This is a genomic window from Uliginosibacterium sp. sgz301328 (genome assembly GCF_041807905.1).
GTDB lineage: Bacteria > Pseudomonadota > Gammaproteobacteria > Burkholderiales > Rhodocyclaceae > JBGVSA01.
Window position 1 is genome coordinate 21,698 of sequence record NZ_JBGVSA010000023.1, and the last position, 26,613, is coordinate 48,310.

Below are 26,613 nucleotides of genomic sequence, written 5' to 3' on the forward strand. Positions count from 1 at the left end.
ATAGCGGAGGGCGAAGGATTCGGCCTTCGCGCGGCGCAACGAACGTCGCACCGCGGGTAATACAGCGATCAGCCGAAGTGGCAGACGTAGTGGTACGGCACGTCCTTCACTTCGATGTCGAAACTGGAGTTGGCCGGCACGCTGAAGGACTGGCCTTCGGTGTAGGTCTTCCATTCGGTCTCGCCGGCAATGCGCACGCGGCAGATGCCGCCCACGGTTTCCATGATCTCGGGCGCGCCGGTGTTGAATGTCAGCGTGGCCGGCAGGATCACGCCCACCGATTTCTTGGTCCCGTCGGCCAGCACGACCGTGTGACTGACGCACTTGCCGTCGAAGTACACGTTGGCTTTCTTGATGACGGCAACATTGTCGAACTGGGCAGCTTGGGTCATGGCGGATTTTTCCGGGTCGAAATGAAAAAAGGCCCCGGATTATAAACCGGAGCCTTCACTCACAGCCGGGGCGGCGGTGTCTCACATGCCCAGCACTTTGGCGATCACTTCCTTGGCCATGAAGCCGAACATGCCGAAACCGAGTCCGAAAAACATCATTGCCGTGCCGAATTTACCCGCACGTGATTCGCGCGCCAGATTCCAGATGATGAACAGCATGTAGGCAATGAGGCCACTGACGAAGAACTTGAGTGAAAGGTCTTCGAATTCGGCAATGGTCAGGCCAAAGATCACGGTGAGCTACCTTCGGAGATTCGGGGGTTGTCCGAAATCCGCTGGCTCGCCGGAAAAAACACTTCAGCGCAACGGATTTTGGGCAAACCCGTTGACGATTTTACCTAGCCTTGACGCAACGCACAAACAAAGGCGCCGCCGTCACACCCTTTTGCAGTCCGTCCCCCGGGCCGACCGAAGCCGGCCCGGAGACAACTATCAGGCGACCAGCGCGGCCACCGTCTTGCGCGCGCCCTGCTTCATCAGACTATCGAGTGCGGCAGTGACGGCTTCAACAAAACGCGGCTCATTCGGCAGATCGGTCTTGAAGACGCTATCGAGGCTCAGCAGTGCCTTGACACGCTCTGCCGCCGTCTGTTGCGGCGTGCACAGCGTGGTGAACTGCGCAGCCAGCGGATCGCGCACATCGATCGGCTGCCCGTTCTCATCCACGCCACCGACGTAGCGCATCCAGCCCGCCACGCCCAGCGCCAGGCACGGGAACGGACGATTGGCGGCCAGATGGGCGCGGATCGAATCCAGCATGCGCTGCGGCAGTTTCTGCGTGCCGTCCATGGCGATCTGCCAGGTGCGGTGCTTGAGGCTCGGGTTGCTGTAGCGCTCGATCAGGCGGTCGGCGTAGCCGGCCAGATCGACGCCCTGCACCTTCAGTGTGGGAGCTTGTTCCTGCAGCATCAGGCGGTGCGCGGCCTTCTTGTAGGCAGCGTCGGTCATGCAGTCGTTGATGTGCTCGTAGCCACCCAGGTAGCCGAGATAGGCCAGGAAGGAATGGCTGCCGTTGAGCATACGCAGCTTCATTTCTTCGTACGGCAGCACGTCCTTGACCAGTTCGGCGCCAGCGACTTCCCATTGCGGACGGCCCGCGACGAAGTTGTCTTCGACCACCCACTGGATGAACGGCTCGCAAGCGATGCCGACGGGGTCGGACACACCCAGCGCATCGGCGATCTGCGCCAGCGTCTCAGGCGTGGCGGCCGGCACGATGCGGTCGACCATGGTGGAGGGGAAACTCACGTTGGCGGCAATCCAGGCGGCCAGATCCTTGTCCTGCGCCTCGGCCATACCCAGCACCGCATGCTTCACCACGTGGCCGTTTTCCGGAATGTTGTCGCACGACAGCACAGTGAACGGCGCAACGCCCGCAGCGCGGCGGCGACGCAGCGCCTCGACGATGACGCCCGGCACGGTGCCGGGAGCCGCCGGGTTGGCAAGATCCTTGACGATGCCAGGATTGGCGCGATCCAGCTCGCCCGTGGCGGAGGAGACGCAATAGCCCTTTTCCGTTACGGTGATCGACACGATGGCCACTTGCGGTTCGGTCATCTTGACCAATACGGCTTCGATGCCATCGAAGGTCGGGTGCAGCGCTTCGACGACGGTGCCGATCACGCGCACGGTGCTCTCGGTCGCGCCTTTTTCCATCACGGTGTAGAGGTGGTCTTGCTCGCGCAATTGCGCAATCAGCTCTTCGCCGCCCACCAGGTTGACCTCGCAGATGCCCCAGTCCCCGCCCTGCGCGTTCAACACGCGATCGGTCAACAGCGACTGGTGGGCGCGGTGAAATGCACCGAACCCGAGATGCACGATGCGCGACTTGAGCGCGCGGCGATCGTAGCTCGGCTTGGCGACATTGGCGGGCAAGGCGGTATTGCTGATGTTCTTCATTGTGTGCAGCTCCATAGAGTGTTCCAGGGCGACGAATCGAAGATCTTCGGTCCGGGCCGATCAAAAGGTGAAGCTTCCTCTGCGAGTCATCGTCCGCCTTAGGCCGGCGACGGTTTGGCGCGCATGTCGAGCATGCGTCTTGTGCGGTTCGGCGACAGTATCGATCGGCGGCCGACCCGCATTGTGAATTGGTCCGACCACTTTATCATAGTGGCTTGACAATAGTCACTGTGCGGACCAATATCCAACACATCAACGGTCGATTGGCGGCATAGTACCGACACCGACCGGCCAAGGCTGGAAAAGTGTTCAGACCAATCTAGACCGATTATTCGACCGACGCAATTGCGGCCAGACCGCATGGCCACCCTCGACATGGACAACAAACGCCTCTACCAGACGATCGGAACCCGCCTGCGCGAGCAGTTGCAGGCTGGCGTCTATCCGGTGGGCGAACGCCTGCCGCCCGAGCGCAACATCGCCGAACAATTCGGCGTGAGCCGCAGCGTGGTACGCGAGGCATTGATCATGCTCGAGCTGGAAGGCTGGGTGGAAGTGCGCCAGGGCTCCGGTGTGTATGCCCGCCAGGCCGACAACATCAAACCGGTGGCGGACGACATCGGCCCCTTCGAACTGCTGCAGGCCCGCCAACTGCTCGAAAGCAACGTTGCCGCCTTCGCAGCCACGCAGGTGACAAAAGCCAATCTGAACGAGATGCGGCGAGTGCTCGATCTCGAGCAGAAAAACCTGCAGTCGGACAACGAATCCTACGAAGAAGACGAGCGCTTTCACCTGCTGATCGCCGAAGCCACGCAGAACAGCGTGCTGCACGACCTGGTGCGCGAACTGTGGGAACGCCGCGCCACAAGTCCAATGTGGAAGCAACTGCACGCGCGCATCGTGGGGCAGGACTATCGCGCCCGCTGGCTCGAAGATCACCGCCAGATCTTGCTGGCCCTGCAGCGGCGCGATGCCAACGCGGCCCGGCTGGCGATGTGGCAGCACCTTGAGAACGTCAAACAGTCGTTGCTGGTGCTCTCGGATGTCGAGAACCCGCACTTCGACGGCTACCTTTTCGCGACCGACCCGCTGACGTGGGCCGAACCGCTTTCGCAAACTGCAAGTTAATCACCGAGGAACACCATGGAACAGACCTGGCGCTGGTATGGCCCCAACGATCCCGTCTCCCTCTCGGACGTCCGTCAGGCGGGCGCCACGGGTGTGGTAACGGCCCTGCACCACATTCCGAACGGCGAAGTGTGGCCGCTCGAAGAGATCCAGAAGCGCAAGAAGATCATCGAAGACGCGGGCCTGGTTTGGTCGGTGGTGGAAAGCATCCCGGTTCACGAAGACATCAAGAAGCATGTTGGCGACTACGACAAGTACATCGCCAACTACCAGCAGTCGATTCGCAACCTGGCGGCCTGTGGCATCGACACCGTCTGCTACAACTTCATGCCGATCCTGGACTGGACGCGTACCGACCTGGAATACGAATTGCCCGACGGCTCGCGCGCGCTGCGCTTCGACCAGATCGCCTTTGCCGCCTTCGACCTGCACCTGCTGCAACGCAAGGGGGCCGAAGCCGACTACACGGCCGAGGAAATCAAGGAAGCCAAGGCCTACTTCGACAACATGAGCCAGGCCGACAAGGACAAGCTCGTGCGCAACATCATCGCCGGCCTGCCCGGCGCTGAAGAAGGCTACACGCTGGACCAGTTCCGTGCCCGCCTGGCCGAGTACGCCGACATCGACAAGGCCAAGCTGCGCGAGCACATGGCGTACTTCCTGCGCGGCATCGTGCCGGTGGCTGAAGAAGTCGGCGTCCGACTGGCCGTGCATCCGGACGATCCGCCCCGTCCCATCCTGGGCCTGCCGCGCATCGTGTCGACCATCGATGACATGGAATGGCTGGCGACGACCATCGACAGCATGGCCAACGGGTTCACGTTCTGCACCGGTTCGTACGGGGTGCGCGCCGACAACGACCTGGTGACGATGGCCAAGCGCTTTGGCAACCGCATCTATTTCACTCACCTGCGCTCGACCTGCCGCGAAGGCAACCCGAAGACCTTCCACGAAGCAGCGCACCTGCACGGCGACGTCGACATGGTGTCGGTGGTGCAGGCGATCATCGAAGAAGAGCATCGTCGCGCCCAGAACGGTGACACTCGTCTGATCCCGATGCGCCCCGACCACGGTCACCAGATGCTCGACGACCTGAAGAAAAAGACCAACCCGGGCTATTCGGCAATTGGTCGCCTGAAGGGTCTGGCAGAAGTCCGCGGCGTGGAAGTCGCGCTCAAGCGCACCCTGTTCGGCCAATAAGCCGCACAGGCGCCCACAAAGAGGCCGGCATCGCCGGCCTTTTTTTTCGTCCTTCGCCGGGCGTTGGTCGATGCTGCCTGCCCCGCCGCCAAGGCTGGACAGAGGCCACCACGCGCATGCAAAAAAGCAACAAGCCAGCGCACATCGGTAGAAATCAATCGAATCAATAGATCGTAGCTGCGAAAATCGACAATATAATGCGAACAATTCGCATCCACGAAAGCATTCCGCTGTTCGGATGCGGTTGCGGGGCCTCTTCGTCCCGCCCAACATTGATCGAACCATTCCATGCAACAACGCTCGCTCAAACTGTCCGTACTGGCGGTTGCCGTCCTGTCGTCTTTCAGCACCCTCGTGCGCGCCCAGGAAACAACCGAGAACAATGAGGCAACACTGCCCGCCATCCAGGTCAGGGCCAATGCCGACGCCTCAGCCGAAGGTCTTTCGGCCCCCTACGCCGGTGGGCAAGTCGCACGGGGCTCGCGAGTCGGTGTGCTGGGCCAGCAGGACTACATGGAGACGCCTTTCACCGTCACCAGCTATACGCAGGAACTCATTCAGAATCAGCAAGCCGCCAGCGTGGGCGACGTGCTGCTCAACGATCCCGCCGTGCGCGTCGCCCGGGGCTTTGGCAATTACCAGCAGCTCTACATGGTGCGCGGCCTGCCGATCTATTCCGACGACATGTCGTACAACGGTCTGTATGGCCTGCTGCCTCGACAGTACCTGTCGACCGAAATCATCGAGCGCGTAGAAGTCCTGCGTGGCGCGAATGCATTCCTGAACGGCGCAGCGCCCGGTGGCAGCGGCCTGGGCGGTGCCATCAACATCGTGCCCAAGCGCGCCGGCAATGAACCCATCACGCAGGTGACCGTCGGCACTCAATCCGGCGGCCAGGGGTACGTGGCAGCCGATCTCGGACGCCGCGTGGCAGACGATCGCCTCGGTATCCGCCTGAACGTGGCCCGCCGCGACGGCAACACGGCAGTGGACGGCGCGTCGGGCGAACTGACGGTCGCCGCCATGGGCGTCGACTATCGAGAGGGCCGCGTGCGCGTTTCTGCGGATGTTGGCTACCAGGATCACCGGCTCAAGGCTGCGCAACCCAGCTTCTACGTTGCCACGCCCGACGTGCCGAAGGCGCCGGACGCTTCCAGCGCCATCGCACAGCCCTGGACCTATTCGAACGAGAAGGACAGTTTTGGCACTCTCCGCGGCGAGTACGACTTCAGCAGCAACATCACGGGCTGGGCCGCGTTCGGCGTGCGCGAAGGTCGCGAGAGCTCGAGCTTTGCCAATCCAACCATCCTGAACGGCAACGGCGACACATCCACCTACGTCCTCGATACCGTGCGGGAAGACTCCATCCAGACCGGCGAAGTCGGCTTGCGCGGCAACTTCAAGACCGGCAGTGTGAGCCATAAGGTCAGCCTGTCGGCGATGGGCTACAAGGCCATCTCTAAGAACGCCTACGGTTTTTCCGACTTCTCAGGCTTCCCTGGCAACATCTTTTCGCCCACGCATATCGACAAGCCTTCGACCACGTTCTATACCGGCGGGCGCATGACCAATCCGCTGGTGACCGAGCGCCTGGAGACATCCAGCGTCGCACTGGCCGACGCGATGTCGTTCCTGAATGACAAACTGATGATCACCGTAGGCGGCCGTTACCAGTACATCGACGACACCACGTACAACTACGATACCGGCGTGGCGGACCCCGGCACGGCCAAGAGTGCCATCACGCCTGTCGGCGGCATCGTCTATCGGATCACGCCGGCCATGTCGGTGTACGCGAATTACATCGAAGGCCTGGTCAAGGGCGACATCGTGTCGGCAAGCTCGGGCGCCACCAACATCGGTGAAGCGCTGGACCCGTACAAGACCAGGCAGGTGGAAGCAGGCCTCAAGTTCGACACAGGTCGCATCGGCGGGGCCGTAGGCGTGTATCAGTCGCGCAGACCGGTCGCTGGCTTGCAGGATGACGGACGCTTCGACACTGTCGGCCATCAACGCTATCGAGGCCTGGAACTGTCGGCATACGGCGAAATCGTCCCCAGCCTCAAGGCGCTGGGCGGTGTGAGCTTGCTCGATACCGATCTGGACGGCAAGGACGGCATCGGTGCCCCCAAGACCCAAGCCAATTTCGGTCTTGAATGGGCCGTCAGCCAGATCAAGGGGCTGTCGCTCGACGGCCGCGTGATCTACACCAGTTCGCAGTACGCCGACGCGGCCAATACGCAGAAGGTTCCTTCCTGGACGCGCGTCGACCTTGGCGCGCGCTACGTCATGCCGCTTGGCGAACAAGTGCTCACGCTGCGTGCACGTGTGGAAAACGTGGCCAACAGGGATTACTGGGCATCTTCCGGTGGCTACCCAGGTCAGGGCTACCTGACGCTGGGTGCACCGCGTACCTACATCGTGTCGGCGTCAGTGGATTTCTGATCGATCCGCAACGCCCCTGCCATAAGCAGACGGGGCCGCAAGGCCCCGTTTGATTTGCACTGTCGCGCGCACTCACCAAGCGAAATCGCCGTCCGGATCTTCACCGTCCTCGTCGACTTCGTCGGGGTACTTATGGCTGCTGCGTTCATGGCAAGCCAGCAGCATGCTGTCCGAATCATCGGGCTCGAGGCAATGCTCGTTGCTCGGCAAACGGATGGGGTTGGGGCTGTTCATCATCGTCGTACCTCCTGCAGGGGATGTCGCACTCAAGGCTCGCAATCCGCGCGCCCGGCCCAAGTCATCCACTGATATTAGCCGCCCGTCACCAACTCGCCACCGACACAGCCACCGCGGTCAAGTCACCACACGCTCCGCTCCCGCCGTTGGCGTGGGACCGATCCGTCGCGGCACACTACGCACGTAACCCCAATCGATGTCGGGCCGCAGTTCCTCGCAGCTGACGAAGCCGGCCGTCATTCGTTCGATCAGCGGGCAGTACTTCGCCGGCACTCTGCGGTCCGGCTGCTTCCACTGCCCAAGTGCACTCCGGCTCACGCCAAGCATCTTCGCCATACGCGCATGTGAGCCAACGAGTTCAGCGGCAATCTCAAGAGGATGTTTGTCCATGGTGTGCGCTTCATTACATTTGCCCAAAAGTCTATTGTCACCATACCAGCCTGTCAATAAACAATATACTTACGCTGTCTCGATTTTCTTTACCATTCCCGCCATGAAAATGGGAATCTGGATCAGAAAAGCACGCGAAGCGGCAGGGCTCACCCAAACCGAATTGGGTGACGCTGTGGGCACCAGCAAAGGCAACGTCTCCGCGTGGGAACTTGGGCGCCATTCGGCAAGCTTCGATCGACTGCGAGCCATCGCCAGGGCCACAGGCTACGCCCTGCCCGACTCCGAAGCCGGCCTGGAGAACGTTGTGCCAGCCGACATCGGGGCACGGCAAATCCCCCTCATCAATTACGTCCAGGCGTGTCAGGTAGCGGAAACACTTGCCGCCTACGCAGTCGGCACGGCGACCGCGACTGAATACCTCCTGCCCGACAGGGACCTTTCCACCAACGCCTTCGCCCTTGAAATCAAAGGCAGTTCGATGCAGCCCGAATTCCGCGAAGGCGACCGCGTCATCATCGATCCCGCAGTGGAACCTCACCCCGGCGACTACGTCGTCGCCAAGAACGGCAAGAACGAAGCCACCTTCAAGAAGTACCGCCCGCGCGGCCTGAACGACGATGGCGAGGCAGTCTTCGAACTCGTTCCGCTCAACGAAGACTACCCGTCTCTACGCTCCGACCGAGAACCCATCACCATCATCGGCACGATGGTCGAACACCGCCGCTATCGCGCCCGCTGAGGACGCAGGGCAATAGCCCTTGTCAGATGATTAATCGTCCGCACGGCAACTTTTGCCTGCATCAAGTGAATCGTGAATAACTAGCGCGAGGACGACGCAAAGTCCACATTTTGTAGACGGCGGCGTCGTGTGTTCGAAAGAAGAATTGGCGGAAATTCTGGCCCAGGCACGGTGGCCCTCAGCACGGCGCCCGATCGGGGTTTTGTGAGTTCAAGAAGGCAAACGAAATCAACGAGAACGCAGTCGCCCTGCGCCCGCGTCATCCGCCGGCTCCGAACAAACCGGGCAAAGAAAAAGGGGCTAGCCGAAGGCTAACCCCTTGTATCTGGTGCTGCTGACCGGAATCGAACTGGTGACCTACTGATTACGAATCAGTTGCTCTACCGACTGAGCTACAGCAGCAAGAGGCAGCGATTATAGACAGGCCTTGGGTGAAACTCAAGGCCTGTTTTGCCGCCTTCGAACCTTACTCGCTCAGCGCGCGCCAATTGACGAACTTGGGACGGGAACCGCCGCCCAGGGGCTCGCCGACTGTCTGTGTGTTGCCCTTGTCGTCGGTCACGATGATGCGGATCTGGTTGCCGACGCGTCCAAAGACATCGCCGGTGACCGCAAAGGATGTCGTTATCTTGGCGATGATGGTCCCGTCGGAATTCTTCAGCGCGCTCTGGCCCGTCGCCATGTTGGCGACGTAGATGGACGTCGTCCAGCCCGGGTCGCACACGTCCATGCCGTTCGGTGTCGATCCCAGCCACATCACCAGCGACCCGTTGACCGAGAAGTTGGAGACGATCCGTTCGGTCTGGTTCGAGCTGTTCGTGCCGGGCAGATCGTAATACCACCCCATGCTGGTCGAGGCGAGGGACACTCCGGTCGTGATGTCCGACACCGCCGTGAGGTTGGTGCGCGAGATCGGGTAGGTGGCGCCCCCCGGTAGCGCATCGGCCGAGAATGTCGTGTCGTAGTTACCGTCCCGGATGGCATAGACGGTCTGGCGCTGCTCGGTGGTCGGATTGGCCACGCCCGTTTCGGCGAACAAGTCCGACGAGTCGAGCGCGCGGCCGGTGCCGACCATGATCCAGCGCTTGCCGTCGACCACGTCCACCCACGGCGGAATGGTCACCGATTGCGGGCGCGTGCCGTCGGTCAGCGTGGCAAGGCGGGTCACGGTGATGTCACCGGCGCCCTGCGCTTCGGCGGCATTGAACGTGCCGGGCAATGCGAAGCGCCATACGTTGCCCTTGAGGTCCGCGCCATAGACTTCGCGATAGGTCCAGTCGGTGTAGTTTCGGGTGAAGCCCGTCAGTTGCGACAGACCGGCCTGATCGGTCGCCGTGCCGGCGGAAGTCGCCTGCTTCTTGAGCAGCGTTCCGTCGCGCGGGTCGAGCACGAAGATGTAGCCCAGACCATCGCTGTTGTTATAGCCGGAGGAGATGATCACCACCCAGCCCCAGCGCTCCGTCTTGGCAATGATGGGCTCACCGTAGGTGAAGCCGAGGTCAGGATCGGTGAACTCCCACAGCACTTTCTTCTTGGCGCCGGAAGCGATGTCGCTTTCGCTGTCGCCTGCATCGGGCGGCGTCGTCACATCGAGCGCGTAGTAGCTCTTGCCACCCTTGCCGAGACCACCGACGAGAATCGTCCTCCAGTCGGGGCTGGCGTTTGTGGTTTTCCACGACAGGCTGCCCGCACGCGAGAAATCGACGTCGCGTATCGCGGGCGTTGCGTTGATGTAGTAATGGTGCGCGTATGACGCGTCGGCCAGCGCCGCCAGACCGTCGGTCTCACGCACGTTGGCGTTTTCGGTCACGCTGCCTTCGAAGAGATAGGACGGCACGTACGCCCAGGCCTCCGTGCCGTCGGAGTCATACAGCGCATGCAGCATGCCGTCATTGGCAGCCACATACACCATGGTCTTGCGGCCGTTCTGGGCAACCTTGAACGCGCCGTATCCCGGGTTGAAGTCGTCGGAGTACTTTTCCGCAGGGATGCTGACGGCCACCGGCTTCGCATCGACGATGTCGCCAAGCAGGTGCGTGCGTTTGCGCAGAGACTTGCCCTGGTCGGCCTGCTTGCCACGCAGATAATTCAGGACGTTCTGCTGCTCCGTCGAATCGAGTCCGAGCGTCGCTTTCTGGGCGTCATTCAGGCTGGTATAGCGGAACGGCACGCCCCGCGCCGTCGTCGTACCGTTGTTCGTGACGACGCTGTAAGTGACGATGCGGCGCGATGTATCCCATGCCGTGTTGGAAGCGTTGCTTGCACCAAACTGGTTGTCGATCACCGACTGCGCAGTCCAGCCTTCGCCGGCCTTGGTCTGCGCCGCTCCGGTCGTGTCATTGAAACCCGTGATGACAGCTTTGGTGACATTACCCGACCAATCACTGCTGTCATAGCTCGTCTGGTATGCGCCCTGCCCCACGCCCGAGGCGAAGTACGGCGACATGGCCGACACGCCTGTTCCGGAAGAGGCCTTTTCCTTGATGTTCGAGAACGCCTTGCCCAGGCTTTCCACCATCTTCTTGGCATCCGAGGCGGCATAGTAGTTGGTGGGCAGCATCCACTGCGTCAGCAAGGTGTTGCCATTCGTGAGCACGTTGTTGGTGGTGTACCAATCCTTGTTGGCCGCCACGCGCGCCGCTTCGTTCGACGCCGAAATCGAATAGTCGGTCGTCGGTACGTCCGTCGGCTTGAGTTCAATATCCTTGCCGTTGGCGTCCTTGCCCTTGTTGAAGCCACCGTACTTTGCCGCCAGCCAGAACTGGTTCCGATTCTTGTACAGACCGTTTTCCAGCACGTCGACCCAATAGGTCTGCACGGTCTGCTTTTCCTTTAGCGAATCGTTTACGTCGTTGGTGTTGGCCCAGTACGCGATACCGGCCATGTAAAAACCGTTCTTGTTGCAGCAGTAGTTGGTGGTGCCACCGCCGAGGAAGTTGTACCCCGTGCCGTCGCCGCTGATCGTCTGCGATGAAGCAATGGTGCCCATTTTCTCCGCTGCGCCGACCTTGTTGGTCCACTCGGCCGCATCCATGCCGACGTCGATGACGCCACTGGTCGGCTCGTTACCGGACTTGTCGGCAGTCTTGATGTTCTTGTCGGCGTGGGTATTGGTGTCGCCAATGCCGATGACGAAATTCTTGTCGCAATAGTTCTTGATGGCTGGATAGCCCGACCAGTCCTTGACGACCGGATACCCGTCCTTCTGCGTGTCATTGAGCGTGCCGCTCGGGATCATCGTCGTCGATGCCGTGGTGTAGCCGCGGAAGTAGCGAATGGTCTCGGCGTAGAGTTCGCTCACCGGGTCATATTGCTTGTAGGTGCGCGAATAGAAGCCGAAGTTGTTCAGGTAGTTCATCGCGCCACTGTTCGACACGCCCGATGCCGTCGCCAGCGCGGTGTCCGGGTTGGCGACGAAGCCGCCCATATCCGAAATCTCGATGCTGATGTTCTTCATCGGCGCGCGCATGACGCCGCCATCGAGCGTCAACGTGCCATCGTTCAGATAACCAAAGGCAGCAAACCGGAAGGTGCTCTTGTACTGCTGCATCAGCCCTTCGGGCTTGTACGCGATCTTGGTCTTGTCGTTCGGATTGACGTACTTCTGGCAGTTGGTCTCGAGCAGCGCGAGGTTCGAATCGGTATTGCAGACCTCCACGTAGGCATTGAACTTGTCGACCGTGCTGCCGCGCGTCATCGTGAAGCGGTTGCCCAGGCTCAGGCTCGTGAAGGAAACGTCGCTATTGCTGCTGTAAGGGATGTACTTGGACACGCCACCCGCGACCGTACTCTTGAGCACCTTGGTCGGGAACACCGACGAACTGGCCTGGTTACTGGCGTAGGCGCGCTGCAGGATGACCTTCTGCGCGCTGCTGTCCGTGGAATCGAACGGTTTGTCGACAACGCGGCTGCCACCCGTCATCGCCCACCGAAAAATGTCGATGGTCTGCATGGTGACAAAGTTGAGCAGGTTGCCGCTCCACGCACTGTTGCACTGGCGCGCACCGTTCGAAATCGTCGCCTTGGCCGTCGGCTTGAAGTAACCGGTGAGGTTCTTGCTGGTGTTGCTCCAGTCGTTGGGATCGTGCGACGTCACGGTGTCAGTCGTCCACACGTAGCACTTGTCCGGATCGAAGTAACCCACATACGCGTAGGTCGGATCGAACTGCGTCCCCTTGTGGGCGTCGCCGAGCGCGGTAGGCCACTCCACCGACAGCGCCAACGCGACGTTAGCGTTGGCGGCCTTGGATGCAACGATCGGCTGATCAGCCAGGCGTACCTGCGCATTTGCGCACGACAGGGCCAGGGCCGCCGCCATGCAGGCCAGCGCGCGGATGACATAAGCAGGGGTCTTCTTGTTGGGCATTGCCTGTGCTCCTACTTGAGCGCCACGAACATTTGGGCGTATGCGATGCTGTTGCGCGCGCCATCGGCACGCACGGTGACGCGGAACAAGGGCAGATCGGCCGTGCCGACCTTGCCGCCGAGCTGGCTGCTGCCGCCGCGATAGTCACCGTAGTTCTTGAGCGCCACACCAGCGCCATCGTCATAAGTGCAGTGCTCGTCCGACGGACTGCCCGCCTGATCGCACATTCGCTCGATCAAGTAGCGCAGTTCCACGCCGGCCGGCGTGCCGCTGCCGATGGGGTAGTACTCATCGAAGGTCGTCTTGTTGGTCATGACCACCGGTACGCCGTCGATGCGCGTCTCCAGCGCGACCGGAGAGTAGTGGCGCGTGTTCTGGCCCTTCGCCACCCCCGTCACGCCGTAGCTGTCAGTGATGCTGATGAAGTCGCTGGCGGTCATCTTGGACAGCACATCCCGCAGTCCTGCCGAAGCGCTGGTGAGCGCATCGCGCTTGAAACCGATGTTGGCCGACAGCAGCATGGCGGTGTCGACCGAACGGAACAGCGCGATGCTTGCAAGTGTCATGGCCACCAGGATCACCAGCGTGATGACCAGGATGGCGCCGCGTTGCGCGGCGGGACGGTAACGCTGCATCACAGACCTCGCGGATTCTGCAGGGCCACGGTCATGTCGTAGACCTGGTACTGGTAGCGGGCTTCGGCCCCGGAAAAGGAATACGTAATTTTTTTGCTGTCCCCCAGATCCGGGAACAGGGTCACCGTCGCCGTTGCGGCGTCCTGCGTCACCATCTGGGAGCTGCGCACCACGATGCCGATGCGGACGGCCCGTATCTTGTTGACGTTGGCCGCCTGCGCGCGCGTGCCGTCCAACAACGTGCCAGCCGCCCACGTACCGGTCGGTGCGACCCAATCGCCCGACGCGATGACGCCGTCGGAATCGCTGTCGATGCCGTACATGACCTTGATGGCATAGACGTTCTCCGCCACCGTCTGCACGTTGCCATCGAGCAGGTTGACCTGCTGCAGCGATGCGTTGTCACCGCGCGTCAATGCCACGAACGACGGCGCCGCGCCAAGGTTGCGAATGAGGAAATTGCTGCCGGTGCTGACCGCGTCGGGCGTGCCATAGTCGGCGTTGAGTTCGACGACCTGTTTGCCGGCGCCGATGGGCTTTCCGCCCCATGCATCGCTGAATGTCCCCAGGGTGCTGGGAGCGAAATTGCTGGCCACGCGCAGCATCTGGCAATCGGCCACATCGGTGACCGCCGAGGTCCCCGACGGCAGTGTCGGATCGGAGAACGCCAGCAGATAGTCGCTGGCGTTGAACAGAATGGCCGGCGTCGGAGAAAGCGTCAGCTTGGTGTTGAACACCGCCGGATAATCTTGCGGCGATGCGGTGGGCTTGCCGGTCATCAGGACCAGCGTGTCCGAGTCGGCAGAGCCTTCCGCGTTGGTACTGGCGATGGCAATCGCGGGCGCTACGCGCAGCGTGGCCGGAACATGATCGAAAGGTGCATCGAACGGAGCCGTGCGGGGCCACTTTGCATCGACACCCACCGTCAGTTGCAGCGCGCAGCCGACGATGCCTTCGCCGCGCACCAATGCAGAGCCCGACTCCTGGAACGCTTGCGAAAGATACGCCCCCAGCATGCCGGCGGTCTGCTGTGCGTCGCTCGCGCCGGTCGTGTTGCGCTTGTAGGCCTCGCTACCGGAGAACGCGTTGATGACGACCAGGCTGGCGAGCAAGGCGACGGTGATGCCCACCATCACCTCCACCAGGCTGATGCCGCGCTGGGTGCTTCTCGTACGTCGCATGTCGTGCGCTGTCATCGGTAGATCACCGCTGAAGTCTTGTATTGGCCCGAATACGGCTCGCTGGCCGAAATGGACTCTCCCGGCGCAGTCCATTGAAGCGTGAGATTGACGACAGTCCCGGTGACGGTATTGGCGTCGATCGAGATCGAAGCGGCCCCGCCCGGGAGCCCCGCGGCGCCCTTCACGCGGTTGTCCAGCCAATCCTTGAACTTGTTGCTGGCGCCGCCGCTGGAAAAATCGGTCGCGATCGTGCTCGGGTCCGACACGTTCATGCGGGCGATCAGTTCGTCGGCCAGCATGGCCGCTTCGGTCTGGTAGCGGGCATCCGCCGTCAGCTTGGAAGAGGCGGCCTGGAAACCGATGATGCCGAGGATCGCCAGCGAGAAGATCAGGATGCCGATGATCGCCTCGAGCAGGATAAAACCCTGTGATGTGGTCTTGCGCATGGTGGCAGGCATGATGCGGAGGCTAGTTCAACGGACATGCGTCGGCCGCTGCGCCGCAACCGCGCGGATCGCTTGACGCGACCGCCGGGTTGCACATGCGCACCGAAGCGCCGGGGGTCACGAGCACGCAGCGCACTTCGGACACCTTCGGACTGGCAATGCGGTACACCATCGTGCTGGTCAGCACGGCGTCGTCGCTGTTGCGCACCTGGCCAAAGCCGGAGAACCGCAGAATGTTGTTCTTGGCATCCGACGAGGTGAATTCCGCGTCGGCAGCGTTGGCCGAGACGTTGTCTCCCTGCACGAAATAATTGTCGCTGCGCACGCGCACCATCCAGCCCTTCCAGTCGTCGGTGTTGGTCGCCAGCGACGCGTTGCCCGCGTCGGCCGCCAGAGGCACCGACTGCACCAGCGCGAACTCCACCGGCGTGTTGCGGCGGATGGCTTCCTGTTGCGCCACGCGCAGTCCGTTCTGGATGCTCTCCGCCGCGGTGCGCACGCCCGCGCGCCGGACCCAGTCGCCCATGTAGGGGATGCCCATGGTCAGCACGAGCGTGATGATGAAGACCGACACCATCAGTTCGATCAGGGTGAAGCCTGCAACGGTGCGTCGCATCAGTTGCACTTTTGCCCCCGTTTGACGACCCAGCATCCGGTACCGGCCGTGCCCGATACGGCCCAACCGGCCTGCGTGATCTTCGATTGCTTGGTGCCCTGCTGATCGATGGTGTAGAGGAACTTGCCATCCGTGCTGGCGGCGCGCAGCGTGAAGGTGCTGGCCGTGCAATCGCCTGTGCCGTCGAGCTTCTTGCCTTCGATGACGAAGCTGTTGTCTTCGGTGCGGCGCGCCGTGCAGGCGGGCGCGCCCGAATAAGTCCGGTTGGCCGCGAAGTACTGTTCCATGCGTACCTTCTGCTCGGCCAGCAATTGAGTGCCGGCGGCGACCTTGCCACGCAGGATGTAGTCGGAGTACGCCGGCAGGGCGACGGATGCCAGGATGGCGATCACCGCCACCGTGATCATCAGCTCGATCAGCGTAAAGCCCGCATATCTGTTTGCCATGGCCCCTTGCCCTCTGCTTACAAACTAGTCGATAAAATCGCCATCCCCGACGGCGTACGACCGAAGGTCGCAGCAGCAGGATGGGCGCAGCGCGGCGGATGCGCATCAGTCTGCGATCGCCTTTTTCCACATCGCTGGAACAACGTCACAATGTCTTGTTTATATTGGTTTTTGGTGACGCACCCCCTCACCTTATGGGGTGTCGGCGACTGTAGCACCGCCCGCAGACGCTCACGACGGCGAGCGGATGGGCGCTCTCGATTGGGGGAGCAACGGGCAGGCCGCCGACTAGGCCCTGGGCGATAGTGTCGAACCGGCGCCCCGAGGCCAGGGCGCATCACGCCACACGCATGAAGATTACTTACCGACTCACCCTCGCCATTGCCGCTTCGCTGCTCGTCCACACCCTGGTGATTGGCGTGCTCGAGGCGTATCGGCGTGCGCCGGGGCCGCGCCCCTCGGCGAGCCGGCTGCCGACGCGCGTGCATGTGCAATTGGTGAAATGGCATGGGATCGACGCGCCCGCACAGACCACAGCCGCTGCGCAACAGCCCGCCCCCGCTCCGGCCGAAGCAGCAGCAACACCGTTGCCGGGCGTGGCGAATGCCTCGGTACCGACGGCCAGTGCGGACAGTACCCCCATGGCATCGCCGTACCTTTCGGCACGCGAAGTCGACTACCCGGCCGAGTTCGCCCGCGAGGTGGACTTCGACCAGACGCTGCAGAATGTTCCCGTCATGGCCGAAACCGTGCGCGTGGCGATTCTCATCAATGCGCGCGGGACGGCCGACGATGTCATGTGGTTGGGTGCGCAACCGCAGCCAGCGGTGCTGGAGCGCTTCACACCCTACCTGATGGGTCAGCCGTATCGGCCGGCCATGAAGAACGGCCAGCCCGTGGCCAGCCGCATGGTGCTGGAATTTTCGATCGGCCAGCCCGGCTCCGACATCCCCGAATTCAATCCTGGGCGCTGAGCGCCTGCGGCAGCATCTTGCGGACGGCATCGAGCAACAGGCGCAGGCGCAAAGTGCCGGTGCCGCCCGGTTGCAACAGCGCGTAGATCGGCACGGGCGGTGGCGCGAATTCGTCCAGCAGGCATACGAGCTTGCCTGCACGCACGTCCTCCCACACCTCCCACCAGCTACGCCACGCGATACCCAGCCCCGCCACGGCCCACTCGCGCAGGACCGCGCCGTCCGAACACTGGAAGCGCGAGCGCACGCGCATGACGGCAGGCTGTGCGTTCGGCGCTGGCCGGAGTTGCCAGCCACGTTGGTGGGAGAGCACGAGACAATCGTGCGCCATCAATGCCTGCGGCACTTCAGGCATGCCGTGGCGGGCGAGGTAGTGCGGGCTGGCCACCAGCACGCGACGATTCTCGGCCAGCCGCACGGCAACGAGCGCCGTATCGTTCGGTTCCCCGAAACGGATGGCGCAATCGAACCCCTCGGCGGCCACATCCACCAGGCGATCGGTCAGTTCCAGGCTCACGCTCACCTGTTGGTGCTCGATGAGGAATCGCTGCACGATGGGTGCGATATGCCGGCGGCCGAAGCCGGCGGGCGCGGTGAGCTTCAGGTGCCCGGCCGCGTGCGTGCGGCCTGCGCTGGCGGTGGTCTCGGCGCTGGCAAGATCGGCCAGGATGCGCTGACAGTGTTCGAGGAAACCCTCGCCTTCGGCCGTCAGCGACAGGCGTCGCGTGGTACGCACGATCAGTTTCACGCCCAGGCGTGCCTCCAGCGCATCGACACGACGCCCGATGATGGCCGGCGTCACGCCTTCCGCCCGAGCGACTGCCGACAGACTGCCGTGCTGCGTAATGGCGACGAAGGTTTCGATTTCCTTGAAACGGTCCATGCGGCGCTCCGCGCTCCGTATTTGGTACTTTCAGTACCAAATGAATTGATGGTTTGTCGGATTCTAGACTTTGTTGCAGCGCGCTACACTGGCCCGCACATTCAGATCCAGATCCGGAGACACGCTCATGAAGCTTGACCTACCCGAAGGCATGACCATCCAGGCCCCGCTGGCCGAAGGATTCGACCGTGTACTCACGCGCGAAGCGCTGGCTTTGGCCGCCATGCTGCATCGCCGCTTTGAAGGCCGCCGCCAGGAATTGCTCGCCGCCCGAGTGACCCGCCAACGCGAACTCGACGCCGGAAAGCTGCCGGATTTCTTGCCCGAGACACGCCACGTGCGTGAAGGCGAATGGAAGATCGCTCCGCTGCCCGCCGCACTGGAATGCCGGCGTGTGGAGATCACCGGCCCCGTCGAGCGCAAGATGATCATCAACGCGCTGAATTCGGGCGCGGATTCGTACATGACCGACTTCGAGGACTCCAACACGCCGAACTGGCTCAACCAGATCCAGGGTCAGATCAACCTGATGGAAGCCGTGCGCGGCACGATCTCGCTGGAGCAGAACGGCAAGCAATACAAGCTCAACGACAAGGTCGCCACCATGCTGGTGCGCCCGCGCGGCTGGCATCTGGATGAGAAGCACGTGATGGTGGACGGCCAACGCGTGTCGGGCGGCATCTTCGACTTTGCGCTGTTCTTCTTCCACAACGCCCGCGAGCAACTGGCGCGCGGCGCCGGACCGTATTTCTATTTGCCGAAGATGGAAAGCCACCTCGAAGCGCGCCTGTGGAATGACATCTTCGTCGCCGCACAGGACGCGCTGGCGATCCCGCGCGGCACCATCAAGGCGACCGTGCTGATCGAGACGATCCTCGCCGCTTTCGAAATGGAAGAAATCCTCTTCGAGCTGCGCGAGCATAGCGCCGGGCTGAACGCCGGCCGTTGGGACTACATCTTCTCGTGCATCAAGAAGTTCAAGAGCAATCGCGACTTCTGTCTCGCCAATCGCGGCAGCATCACCATGACGGTGCCATTCATGCGCGCCTATGCGCTGAACCTGGTCAAGGCCTGCCACAAGCGCGGCGCGCCGGCAATCGGCGGTATGAGCGCTCTCATCCCCATCAAGAGCGATCCTGTCGCCAACGAGAAAGCCATGGCAGGTATCCGCGCCGACAAGACACGCGATGCGGGCGATGGCTTCGACGGCGGCTGGGTGGCGCACCCGGGGCTGGTGGGCGTGGCGATGGAAGAATTCGTCAAAGTGCTGGGCGATCGGCCCAACCAGTGGGCAAAGCAGCGCAATGACGTCGTCACGCGCGCGGCCGACCTGCTCGACTTCCAGCCCGAACAGCCGATCACCGAAGCCGGCCTGCGCAATAACATCAACGTCGGCATCCACTATCTGGGTTCGTGGCTCGCAGGCAACGGTTGCGTGCCGATCCACAACCTGATGGAAGACGCCGCCACCGCGGAGATCTCGCGCTCGCAAGTGTGGCAGTGGGTGCGCTCGCCCAAGGGCGTGCTCGACGACGGTCGCAAGGTCACGACAGAACTGGTGAAGGCGCTGATCCCTGAAGAGCTTGCCAAGGTCAAGGCCACCGTGAGCGCGGCCGGCGAAGACGTCGGCAGCTACGAGCGCGCAGCCGAGATCTTCGAGCGCATGTCGCTGGCCGAAGAGTTCGCAGAGTTCCTCACGCTGCCGCTATACGAAAAACTCGACTGAACGCGGGCTGTCGTCACAACGAAAAAAAGGCTGGCTCCCAAACGGGAGACCAGCCTTTTTGCTGCGACCACAGAATGCGTGTTACGCCGCGTTGCTCTCCCGCACCGGCACTTCGCTGGTGACTTCGCGCAGATACGGTTCGACATAGGCGCGTCCGTAGAAGCTGTCCAGCAGCAATTGCTTGAGTTCCGAGATCAACGGATAACGCGGGTTCGCACCCGTGCATTGATCGTCGAAGGCCCCTTCGGCCACCACGTCGAGCTTGGCGAGAAACTCGGCTTCATTGACGCCGGCGGCCTGGATCGACGGCGGAATATCGAGCGTGCGCTTGAGCTCTTCCACCCATTCCACGAGCTTGTCCACGCGCTCATGGTCGCGATTCGCCTGCAGGCCCAGATGGCGGGCAATCTGCGCGTAGCGCGCCACGCCCTTGGGACGGTCGTACTGGCTGAATGCCGTCTGCTTGGTCGGAATGTCGGCCGCGTTGTACCGAATGACATTGCTGATCAACAGCGCATTTGCCAGCCCGTGCGGGATATGGAATTCCGCGCCGAGCTTGTGAGCCATCGAGTGGCATACGCCGAGGAAAGCGTTGGCGAAAGCGATGCCCGCGATGGTTGCCGCGTTGTGCACCTCTTCACGCGCCTTCGGATCATTGGCGCCGTTGACGTAGGCCGAGGGCAGGTATTCCTTCAGCAGCTTGAGCGCCTGCAGGGCTTGCGGGTCGGAATACTCGTTGGCCATGACCGACACATAGGCTTCGAGCGCATGCGTCACGGCGTCAATGCCGCCGTAGGCGGTCAGCGATTTGGGCATGGACATGACGAGGTTGGCGTCGACGATCGCCACGTGCGGCGTCAGCTCGTAATCGGCGATGGGGTACTTGATGCCGCTCTGCTCGTCGGTCACCACCGCGAACGGCGTCACCTCCGACCCTGTACCTGACGTCGTCGGCACAGCAACCAGCGAAGCCTTCGCTCCCAGCTTTGGGAATTTGTAGATGCGCTTGCGGATGTCCATGAAGCGCAGTGCGAGATCCTGGAAATGGACGTCCGGATGCTCGTACATCACCCACATGATCTTGGCGGCATCCATTGGCGAGCCGCCACCCAGCGCCAGGATCACGTCGGGCTGGAAAGCATTGGCGCGCGCCAGTCCGCGGTGCACGACAGCAAGCGTGGGATCGGCGGCCACCTCGTAGAACACTTCGACTTCGATGTTCAGCCGCTCGAGCAGATGCTCGGTCTCGTCGACGTAGCCGTTCTCGAAGAGGTAGCGGTCGGTCACGATCAGGCAGCGCTTCTTGCCCGCGAGGTCTTCGAGCGCCACCGGCAGGCAGCCGCGACGGAAATAAATGGAGCGCGGGAGCTTGTGCCACAGCATGTTCTCAGCCCTCTTGGCAACGGTCTTGCGGTTGATGAGATGCTTGGGGCCGACGTTCTCGGAGATCGAATTGCCTCCCCACGAGCCACAGCCGAGTGTCAGCGAAGGCGCCAGGCTGAAGTTGTAGAGATCGCCGATGCCACCCTGCGAGGACGGCGTATTGATGAGAATGCGGGCGGTCTTCATCTTGTCGCCGAAGTAGCGCACGCGCTGCGGCTGCAGATCCTGATCCGTATACAGCGCCGAGGTGTGTCCGATGCCGCCGAGTACGACGAGTTCGGCAGCCTTGTCGCAGGCATCGACGAAATCGCGCGCGCGGTACATGCCCAGCGTGGGTGAGAGCTTTTCGTGGGCGAACGCCTCCGCATGCGAAATCTCGCTCACCTCGCCAATCAGCACCTTGGTGTACGGCGGCACCTTCACGCCCGCCAGCTCGGCGATACGGGTGGCGGACTGCCCCACGATGGAAGCATTGAGCGCGCCGTCGCGGAGCAGCACATTGCGCACGGCCTCGGCCTCTGCCGCATCGAGGATGTATCCGCCGTGCTTCGAGAAACGCTCACGCACGGCGTCGTAGATTTCGTCCACCACGATCACCGATTGTTCGGACGCGCAGATCACCCCGTTGTCGAAGGTCTTCGACATCAGGATCGAGGCCACCGCGCGCTTGATGTCGGCGGTCTCGTCGATCACCGCCGGCGTATTGCCTGCGCCCACGCCGATGGCGGGCTTGCCGGACGAGTACGCCGAATGGACCATGCCGGGTCCGCCGGTGGCGAGAATCAGATCGACGTCGTCATGGTGCATGAGCCGGTTCGACAGATCGACGGAGGGCTCGTCGATCCACGCGATGATGTCGGCCGGAGCACCCGCCGCCACGGCCGCATCGCGCACGATGCGGGCGGCCTGGCAGGTCGAACGCTTGGCCCGCGGGTGCGGCGAAAACACGATGCCGTTGCGCGTCTTGAGCGCTATCAGGGCCTTGAAGATCGCTGTCGAAGTCGGATTGGTGGTCGGCACGATGCCGCACAGAATGCCGACCGGCTCGGCGATCGTGATGGTGCCGAAGTTGTCGTCTTCGGAGATCACCCCGCAGGTCTTCTCGTCCTTGTACTTGTTGTAGATGTACTCCGAGGCGTAGTGGTTTTTGATCACCTTGTCCTCGAACACCCCCATCCCGGTTTCCTCCACCGCCATCTTGGCCAGCGGAATCCGCGCGTCCGCAGCGGCCAGCGCCGCGCTGCGGAAAATGTGATCGACCTGTTCCTGGGTAAATTCGGCGTACGCAAGCTGCGCACGTTTGACGCGCGCCACTATGGCGTCCAGCTCCTCTGCATTGGTAACGGGCATGGCTCAAACCTCCATCATCATTCAAACGAAAATCCTGTGTGCGGCCATCCCATATGTTGCGACGCAGCGAAATCACTGAAACGTGCAATACCAAAGGACGGCAAAAGGCAGATGCCACAACGTATGCAGACGATGTACGCGCGTCAATGCGGTGCAGCACTAGTCCAGCTTGGCAAACATCAAGGAGAAGTGAGATACACAGACAGCCTAGTAGATGGCGCTACGAATGATGAGGATCGCCTACAAGAAATTCCCTATGCAGAAACGAGCCCTGCCCTGGCCGGTGGACGGGGCTTGAATGCGTACCTGGACTGCCTGCGCTCGCCATTGAGGTGCCAGACTGAGACGTTGCGATCTCAGCCCTCCGCGGCAAGCTCCATGGCCTCGATCAGGTAGTACCCTGCCCACATGACGCTTTCATCCACGCCAAGACCATTGCGCCGGTGATATGTGCTGTGCAGGACGATGCCTTCCCATTCAGGGCGGTCAACGGCGAGAAACTCCGACGACAGAAGTCGGGCCAGAATGGCCAGCCCATATGACCGGTATTTGGCCGCCCGTGGCGTGCCCCCAAGTGCATTCGCCAGATGCAACATGCCTGCCGCGGCAATTGCGGCAGCCGAACTTTCGTACTGCTGGTGCGGCGCTGGCTCCAGCCAATCGTTGGGAGGCACATGCTCGGGCGTCTGGGCAATGTAGTAATCCGCGGCATGGCAAGCGGAGTCCAGCATGTCGTCCGCGCGGGAGTGCTTGTACGCCGTCGTGAACCCATAGATGGCCCACGCTTGACCGCGCGCCCAGGTCGAATCCGGTCGCCACCCCTGGTGAGTGGCTGCGCGCAGGAATTCACCGGTGGCCGGGTCGAACCATCCTTCGTGGAGAGTGCTTCCGTCCCCTCTTTGAAGATGTCGGCGACTTGTCCGACTGTGGGCGAGCGCCACCTCAAAAAGCGCCGCGTCGCCGGAGTACTCGGCGGCGCGAAAGATGACGCCAACGTTCATCATGACGTCGATGAACGTGCTGCCCGCATCGACCCAGGTGCGCAGATAGCCGCCCGGCTGCTGAAAGCGGGCTGCCATGGTTCGGCCTGCTTCAATCAGCACAGCTCGAGCATGCGGCGTTGGCGTGTGGTCGTACCAGCGCCCCCAGCTTGGCTCGAATATGAAACCGATGTCGTGCGTACCGTCGTCGTGCTTGCGGGGCTCGATCAGGCGGCAGTACCGGGACGCTCGGTCCACCCACTTGCCGTCGCCTGAGCGTTGCGCAATCGCCCATATGAGTCCGGCAAGGAAACCGCTGCTCCAGTTGGGCGCCCACGGATCGTCCGCGAAAACCCAAATGCCACGCTCGGTATAGGCGGGGAATTGGTCCGGCGCCCGCTCCAGCAATCGCAGAACTTGCTGTTCAACGTATTCAAAAGCTTCTTGCATGGAAACCTGGCGGAAAACAGCATTGGCCATCTCGAGTACTCCTGAGAAATTTTGTGAAATCGATTTCACACCATTTCGTAAAAATGATCAAGCTTTCGCGTCAGGAAAATGGTGGCTGGGTGGCGGCACAGTATGCCGAAAAGGTGCATCGCCAAAGGCTTGCCGAAGATGTCAGAATGACGTCTGAAAAACAGGATGCACGGCGCCGGGCTACAGCGCGACGAACGCCGTGACGCGCTGGAGAAACACGTTTCACGAATCTGAATGCGATGAAAAACAAACAGACTTCAGTCAAGATCGTCGATGTCGCCAAGCGGGCCGACTGCTCGCCAGCGACGGTTTCGCGCGTGCTCAATGGCAATCAAGCCGTTGCAGAAGAGATTCGCGACCGCGTGGTGAAGGCGGCCAACGACCTGGGATACGTACCAAACGGCGCGGCCAAAGCCCTGAGCTCCACCAAGAGCCGCCTTGTCGGCGCGATCATTCCGACGCTCGACCACGCCATCTATGCCACGATGATCGACGCACTGCAGGCCCGCCTGGCGGACCGCGCCACATCGGTCGTTCTCAGCACCTCACTGTATGACGCCGACGTAGAACTCAAGCAGCTCAGGCTACTCATCGAACGCGGGGTGGAAGCGGTCGTGCTGGTCGGCGCGAGTCACCGCAGCGAGGCGATCAAGCTGCTCGATCGCCACAACATTCCCTATGTGCTGACCTACACGAACAAGCTGGGGCCGCGGGGCGCGGCCGTCGGATTCGACAACGTTGAAGCGGGCACCATAGCCGCCCGATTCCTGTATGACCTGGGGCACAGGCGCTTCGGCATGCTGGCGGGGATCACTCGCAACAACGACCGCGCAACCGATCGAGTCACCGGGTTCAAGCAGGCCTTGCAGGACGCGGGCGTTGCCGAGGACGCAATCACTGTCATCGAAGCGCCCTACCAGGTCCAGTCGGGCCAGGAAGGCGCAAAGGCCCTGCTGAAATCCGATCCGCGCATCACGGCAATCTTCTGCGGCAGCGACATACTTGCGGCCGGCGCCCTCAAGCACTGCGCCGCGTCGCGCATCCGCGTTCCTGAGGACATATCGGTCCTGGGATTCGACAATCTTGAGATTGCCGGCCTGACCACGCCCGAATTGAGCACGCTCGAAGTGCCCGCAAAAGAGATGGGGCGACTGTCGGCCGAGTACATCATGGCCGAAGCATCTCAGCAGGTACATATACGGCGCCCGCAGATATCCGTGAGACTGGTCATTCGCGGCTCGACCGGTCCGGGCAAGCTAGTCGATTGATGCTACGAAAGGCGTGAGAGGCGTGTCTGAGACGCGCCCAACTGTGCGCACGGGAGAACAGCCCGTACTTTGCCTTCAAACGTTTTTCCCCGGTGCGAAGGGCCTGTTTTCGCGCCCTTCGCACCGGGCGGTTTTACGCTTGCGCCACCCACTTCAGAATATGTTCCCCGACGCACACTAGCTCGCCGTCCTGATTGACGATCCGGATTTCCGAAACGGTTCGCCGCCGCAGCGTATCGACGTCGCGTACGGTGTATTCGAGCTTCAGGCGATCTCCGGCGAATACAGGCTTGAGATAGCGTATGCGATCGTAGCCAAGAGAAACTGGAGTCTCTTTGTCGCGAACGCCACTTACACGCTCCACGATCTCGGTCGAGCAATGCGACATGTAAGCCACCATCATCGCGCCATGAGCAATGACGCGGCCATACGGGCTCTCGGCCATTGCTGCTTCGTCGACGTGGTTCGGTGAGAAATCGCCACTCAGTTCGGCGAAGGCGCGGATAGCGCCGGCCGTGACGTGCTTTTCCAGAGAGACCGAATCGCCTCGTTGCAGATAGAACTCAGTCATTGGAAGACTCCGATTTCGATCGATCCGAGGATCGCTGCGCGCGTTTTTCGAGAAAGGCCGACACCGCCTCGCGGCAATCGTCCGAACGAAATACGTGGTCGGTCAGTTGAAAGTTGATCTTCAGCGCGTCCGCTCGCGAAACGCCCGTGCACTGACGCACGCCCAGCTTGATCGCCTTGATGGCCTCGAACGGCTTTGCGGCGATTCTCTCCGCCATCGCTACAGCCCTGGGAACAGCCTCGCCATCCGGCACAACGTGGCTGACCAGCCCAATCCGCTCTGCCTCGTCGGCCGGGATCAGTTCTCCCAGGAACATCAGTTCCTTGGCACGCGAAGCCCCCACCAAAGCGGGTGTACGGAACAGTCCTCCGCTTCCACCGAAAACGCCCAGGTTCACTTCGGGAAGACCGATACGGGCGCTGGCGGCCATGATGCGGATGTCGCAGGCCATCGCGAGCTCGCACCCGCCGCCGAGCGCGACACCTTCGATGGCCGCGATCACGGGTTGGCTCAGTTCTTCAACCATGTCGAAGACTTCGTTTTCCCGCCGCAGCTTCTTGCCGACGAAATCGTCCGAGATGGCCGGAAATTCCTTCACGTCGGATCCAGCGCAGAACGCGCGCGTCCCCGCCCCCGTCACCACGACCACTCGCGTTGCCGGATCTGCGTCGAGGGCACCGAGCGCTTCGGCGAGCTGCCGCGTCATTTCAATCGAATTGATATTCAGCGGCGGATTGTTCAGCGTCAGGAGCGACACCCCAGCCCCGAGCGCCTCCACCTTTATGAGTTTCGTTCTCTCTTCCATTACTGTCGCT

General features: G+C 61.9%; 24 protein-coding genes and 1 tRNA gene. 8 read left to right on the forward strand and 17 right to left on the reverse strand.

The annotated features are described in order from the left end of the window. Window positions 1-68: 68 nt before the first annotated feature. From ACDA63_RS15955 to ACDA63_RS15965, 3 genes are all read right to left on the reverse strand, one after another. Window positions 69-392, reverse strand: coding sequence for a pyrimidine/purine nucleoside phosphorylase (locus ACDA63_RS15955; protein ID WP_373664274.1), 324 nt, complete (start codon window positions 390-392; stop codon window positions 69-71). A gap of 81 nt (window positions 393-473) precedes the next feature. After that, a complete protein-coding gene (locus tag ACDA63_RS15960; protein WP_373664275.1) occupies window positions 474-686 on the reverse strand; it encodes a DUF2788 domain-containing protein in 213 nt (70 codons plus the stop codon). A 198-nt stretch (window positions 687-884) separates the two neighbouring features. Further along, the gene (locus ACDA63_RS15965; RefSeq protein WP_373664276.1) at window positions 885-2,351 is read right to left on the reverse strand and encodes a mannitol dehydrogenase family protein; all 1,467 of its coding nucleotides are present in this window, start codon (window positions 2,349-2,351) and stop codon (window positions 885-887) included. A 360-nt stretch (window positions 2,352-2,711) separates the two neighbouring features. Here ACDA63_RS15965 and ACDA63_RS15970 point away from each other — a divergent pair, with 360 nt between their 5' ends. The 3 genes from ACDA63_RS15970 to ACDA63_RS15980 all read left to right on the forward strand — a co-directional run bounded on the left by ACDA63_RS15970 (window position 2,712) and on the right by ACDA63_RS15980 (window position 7,124). Then, window positions 2,712-3,479 (forward strand): FCD domain-containing protein, encoded by a 768-nt coding sequence (locus ACDA63_RS15970; protein ID WP_373664277.1) that lies wholly within the window; start codon window positions 2,712-2,714, stop codon window positions 3,477-3,479. A gap of 15 nt (window positions 3,480-3,494) precedes the next feature. Continuing rightward, window positions 3,495-4,679 carry a mannonate dehydratase gene (gene uxuA, locus ACDA63_RS15975; RefSeq protein ID WP_373664278.1) on the forward strand — a complete coding sequence of 395 codons (1,185 nt, stop codon included), beginning with the start codon at window positions 3,495-3,497 and terminating at the stop codon, window positions 4,677-4,679. 288 nt (window positions 4,680-4,967) lie between these two features. Beyond that, window positions 4,968-7,124: a TonB-dependent receptor gene (locus ACDA63_RS15980; protein ID WP_373664279.1), complete on the forward strand. Its 2,157-nt coding sequence runs from the start codon at window positions 4,968-4,970 to the stop codon at window positions 7,122-7,124. Window positions 7,125-7,196: 72 nt separating this feature from the next. Here ACDA63_RS15980 and ACDA63_RS15985 read toward each other — a convergent pair whose 3' ends face one another. Next, window positions 7,197-7,361, reverse strand: a complete 165-nt coding sequence (locus tag ACDA63_RS15985; RefSeq protein ID WP_373664280.1) for a hypothetical protein — start codon at window positions 7,359-7,361, stop codon at window positions 7,197-7,199. Between the two features lie 117 nt (window positions 7,362-7,478). Continuing rightward, entirely contained in the window at window positions 7,479-7,751 is a 273-nt protein-coding gene (locus ACDA63_RS15990) for a transcriptional regulator (protein WP_373664281.1), read from the reverse strand. On the opposite strand from ACDA63_RS15990, the gene ACDA63_RS15995 reads away from it, so the two are divergent. Continuing rightward, window positions 7,750-8,493 carry a LexA family protein gene (locus ACDA63_RS15995; RefSeq protein ID WP_373664282.1) on the forward strand — a complete coding sequence of 248 codons (744 nt, stop codon included), beginning with the start codon at window positions 7,750-7,752 and terminating at the stop codon, window positions 8,491-8,493. The two genes, ACDA63_RS15990 and ACDA63_RS15995, sit on opposite strands and share 2 nt — an antisense overlap. A 326-nt stretch (window positions 8,494-8,819) precedes the next feature. Here ACDA63_RS15995 and ACDA63_RS16000 read toward each other — a convergent pair. From ACDA63_RS16000 to ACDA63_RS16030, 7 genes are all read right to left on the reverse strand, one after another. Beyond that, window positions 8,820-8,895, reverse strand: a tRNA-Thr gene (locus ACDA63_RS16000). A gap of 64 nt (window positions 8,896-8,959) precedes the next feature. Then, on the reverse strand, window positions 8,960-12,859 hold the full coding sequence (locus ACDA63_RS16005) for a pilus assembly protein (protein ID WP_373664283.1): 3,900 nt from the start codon (window positions 12,857-12,859) through the stop codon (window positions 8,960-8,962). 11 nt (window positions 12,860-12,870) lie between these two features. Continuing rightward, complete coding sequence (locus tag ACDA63_RS16010) at window positions 12,871-13,494, reverse strand: hypothetical protein (RefSeq protein ID WP_373664284.1); 624 nt, start codon at window positions 13,492-13,494, stop codon at window positions 12,871-12,873. Beyond that, window positions 13,494-14,675, reverse strand: a complete 1,182-nt coding sequence (locus ACDA63_RS16015; protein ID WP_373664285.1) for a PilW family protein — start codon at window positions 14,673-14,675, stop codon at window positions 13,494-13,496. Before ACDA63_RS16015 ends, ACDA63_RS16010 begins: the two co-directional genes overlap by 1 nt. A gap of 11 nt (window positions 14,676-14,686) precedes the next feature. Continuing rightward, window positions 14,687-15,133: a hypothetical protein gene (locus ACDA63_RS16020; RefSeq protein WP_373664286.1), complete on the reverse strand. Its 447-nt coding sequence runs from the start codon at window positions 15,131-15,133 to the stop codon at window positions 14,687-14,689. 10 nt (window positions 15,134-15,143) lie between these two features. Next, window positions 15,144-15,737 carry a Tfp pilus assembly protein FimT/FimU gene (locus tag ACDA63_RS16025; RefSeq protein ID WP_373664287.1) on the reverse strand — a complete coding sequence of 198 codons (594 nt, stop codon included), beginning with the start codon at window positions 15,735-15,737 and terminating at the stop codon, window positions 15,144-15,146. Further along, window positions 15,737-16,183 (reverse strand): type IV pilin protein, encoded by a 447-nt coding sequence (locus tag ACDA63_RS16030; RefSeq protein ID WP_373664288.1) that lies wholly within the window; start codon window positions 16,181-16,183, stop codon window positions 15,737-15,739. Before ACDA63_RS16030 ends, ACDA63_RS16025 begins: the two co-directional genes overlap by 1 nt. A gap of 350 nt (window positions 16,184-16,533) precedes the next feature. Here ACDA63_RS16030 and ACDA63_RS16035 point away from each other — a divergent pair, with 350 nt between their 5' ends. Then, complete coding sequence (locus ACDA63_RS16035) at window positions 16,534-17,157, forward strand: hypothetical protein (protein ID WP_373664289.1); 624 nt, start codon at window positions 16,534-16,536, stop codon at window positions 17,155-17,157. Here ACDA63_RS16035 and ACDA63_RS16040 read toward each other — a convergent pair. Then, window positions 17,141-18,040, reverse strand: a complete 900-nt coding sequence (locus ACDA63_RS16040; protein ID WP_373664290.1) for a LysR family transcriptional regulator — start codon at window positions 18,038-18,040, stop codon at window positions 17,141-17,143. The two genes, ACDA63_RS16035 and ACDA63_RS16040, sit on opposite strands and share 17 nt — an antisense overlap. A gap of 127 nt (window positions 18,041-18,167) precedes the next feature. Between ACDA63_RS16040 and aceB the strand changes: the two genes are divergently transcribed. Beyond that, entirely contained in the window at window positions 18,168-19,766 is a 1,599-nt protein-coding gene (aceB, locus tag ACDA63_RS16045; protein ID WP_373664291.1) for a malate synthase A, read from the forward strand. Between the two features lie 81 nt (window positions 19,767-19,847). On the opposite strand, the gene adhE is transcribed toward aceB, so the two are convergent. Both adhE and ACDA63_RS16055 read right to left on the reverse strand, forming a co-directional pair. Then, complete coding sequence (adhE, locus tag ACDA63_RS16050; protein WP_373664292.1) at window positions 19,848-22,499, reverse strand: bifunctional acetaldehyde-CoA/alcohol dehydrogenase; 2,652 nt, start codon at window positions 22,497-22,499, stop codon at window positions 19,848-19,850. A gap of 356 nt (window positions 22,500-22,855) precedes the next feature. Continuing rightward, window positions 22,856-23,959 (reverse strand): glycoside hydrolase family 88 protein, encoded by a 1,104-nt coding sequence (locus ACDA63_RS16055; protein WP_373664293.1) that lies wholly within the window; start codon window positions 23,957-23,959, stop codon window positions 22,856-22,858. 23 nt (window positions 23,960-23,982) lie between these two features. Between ACDA63_RS16055 and ACDA63_RS16060 the strand changes: the two genes are divergently transcribed. Continuing rightward, window positions 23,983-24,162, forward strand: coding sequence for a hypothetical protein (locus ACDA63_RS16060; RefSeq protein ID WP_373664294.1), 180 nt, complete (start codon window positions 23,983-23,985; stop codon window positions 24,160-24,162). Window positions 24,163-24,198: 36 nt separating this feature from the next. Further along, a complete protein-coding gene (locus tag ACDA63_RS16065; protein WP_373664295.1) occupies window positions 24,199-25,227 on the forward strand; it encodes a LacI family DNA-binding transcriptional regulator in 1,029 nt (342 codons plus the stop codon). 133 nt (window positions 25,228-25,360) lie between these two features. On the opposite strand, the gene ACDA63_RS16070 is transcribed toward ACDA63_RS16065, so the two are convergent. Further along, window positions 25,361-25,798: a MaoC family dehydratase gene (locus ACDA63_RS16070; protein ID WP_373664296.1), complete on the reverse strand. Its 438-nt coding sequence runs from the start codon at window positions 25,796-25,798 to the stop codon at window positions 25,361-25,363. Next, entirely contained in the window at window positions 25,791-26,603 is an 813-nt protein-coding gene (locus tag ACDA63_RS16075) for an enoyl-CoA hydratase/isomerase family protein (protein ID WP_373664297.1), read from the reverse strand. The genes ACDA63_RS16070 and ACDA63_RS16075 overlap by 8 nt, the downstream gene beginning before the upstream one ends. Window positions 26,604-26,613 lie beyond the last annotated feature (10 nt).

What these genes read in the sequence shown, in the direction of transcription:
- ACDA63_RS15955 (WP_373664274.1), bottom strand. Translation starts at nt 392, where the DNA reads ATGACCCAAGCTGCCCAGTTCGACAATGTTGCCGTCATCAAGAAAGCC.
- ACDA63_RS15965 (WP_373664276.1), bottom strand. Translation starts at nt 2,351, where the DNA reads ATGAAGAACATCAGCAATACCGCCTTGCCCGCCAATGTCGCCAAGCCG.
- ACDA63_RS15970 (WP_373664277.1), top strand. Translation starts at nt 2,712, where the DNA reads ATGGCCACCCTCGACATGGACAACAAACGCCTCTACCAGACGATCGGA.
- uxuA (WP_373664278.1), top strand. Translation starts at nt 3,495, where the DNA reads ATGGAACAGACCTGGCGCTGGTATGGCCCCAACGATCCCGTCTCCCTC.
- ACDA63_RS15980 (WP_373664279.1), top strand. Translation starts at nt 4,968, where the DNA reads ATGCAACAACGCTCGCTCAAACTGTCCGTACTGGCGGTTGCCGTCCTG.
- ACDA63_RS15985 (WP_373664280.1), bottom strand. Translation starts at nt 7,361, where the DNA reads ATGATGAACAGCCCCAACCCCATCCGTTTGCCGAGCAACGAGCATTGC.
- ACDA63_RS15995 (WP_373664282.1), top strand. Translation starts at nt 7,750, where the DNA reads ATGGTGTGCGCTTCATTACATTTGCCCAAAAGTCTATTGTCACCATAC.
- ACDA63_RS15990 (WP_373664281.1), bottom strand. Translation starts at nt 7,751, where the DNA reads ATGGACAAACATCCTCTTGAGATTGCCGCTGAACTCGTTGGCTCACAT.
- ACDA63_RS16005 (WP_373664283.1), bottom strand. Translation starts at nt 12,859, where the DNA reads ATGCCCAACAAGAAGACCCCTGCTTATGTCATCCGCGCGCTGGCCTGC.
- ACDA63_RS16010 (WP_373664284.1), bottom strand. Translation starts at nt 13,494, where the DNA reads ATGCAGCGTTACCGTCCCGCCGCGCAACGCGGCGCCATCCTGGTCATC.
- ACDA63_RS16015 (WP_373664285.1), bottom strand. Translation starts at nt 14,675, where the DNA reads ATGCGACGTACGAGAAGCACCCAGCGCGGCATCAGCCTGGTGGAGGTG.
- ACDA63_RS16020 (WP_373664286.1), bottom strand. Translation starts at nt 15,133, where the DNA reads ATGCCTGCCACCATGCGCAAGACCACATCACAGGGTTTTATCCTGCTC.
- ACDA63_RS16025 (WP_373664287.1), bottom strand. Translation starts at nt 15,737, where the DNA reads ATGCGACGCACCGTTGCAGGCTTCACCCTGATCGAACTGATGGTGTCG.
- ACDA63_RS16030 (WP_373664288.1), bottom strand. Translation starts at nt 16,183, where the DNA reads ATGGCAAACAGATATGCGGGCTTTACGCTGATCGAGCTGATGATCACG.
- ACDA63_RS16035 (WP_373664289.1), top strand. Translation starts at nt 16,534, where the DNA reads ATGAAGATTACTTACCGACTCACCCTCGCCATTGCCGCTTCGCTGCTC.
- ACDA63_RS16040 (WP_373664290.1), bottom strand. Translation starts at nt 18,040, where the DNA reads ATGGACCGTTTCAAGGAAATCGAAACCTTCGTCGCCATTACGCAGCAC.
- aceB (WP_373664291.1), top strand. Translation starts at nt 18,168, where the DNA reads ATGAAGCTTGACCTACCCGAAGGCATGACCATCCAGGCCCCGCTGGCC.
- adhE (WP_373664292.1), bottom strand. Translation starts at nt 22,499, where the DNA reads ATGCCCGTTACCAATGCAGAGGAGCTGGACGCCATAGTGGCGCGCGTC.
- ACDA63_RS16055 (WP_373664293.1), bottom strand. Translation starts at nt 23,959, where the DNA reads ATGGCCAATGCTGTTTTCCGCCAGGTTTCCATGCAAGAAGCTTTTGAA.
- ACDA63_RS16065 (WP_373664295.1), top strand. Translation starts at nt 24,199, where the DNA reads ATGAAAAACAAACAGACTTCAGTCAAGATCGTCGATGTCGCCAAGCGG.
- ACDA63_RS16070 (WP_373664296.1), bottom strand. Translation starts at nt 25,798, where the DNA reads ATGACTGAGTTCTATCTGCAACGAGGCGATTCGGTCTCTCTGGAAAAG.
- ACDA63_RS16075 (WP_373664297.1), bottom strand. Translation starts at nt 26,603, where the DNA reads ATGGAAGAGAGAACGAAACTCATAAAGGTGGAGGCGCTCGGGGCTGGG.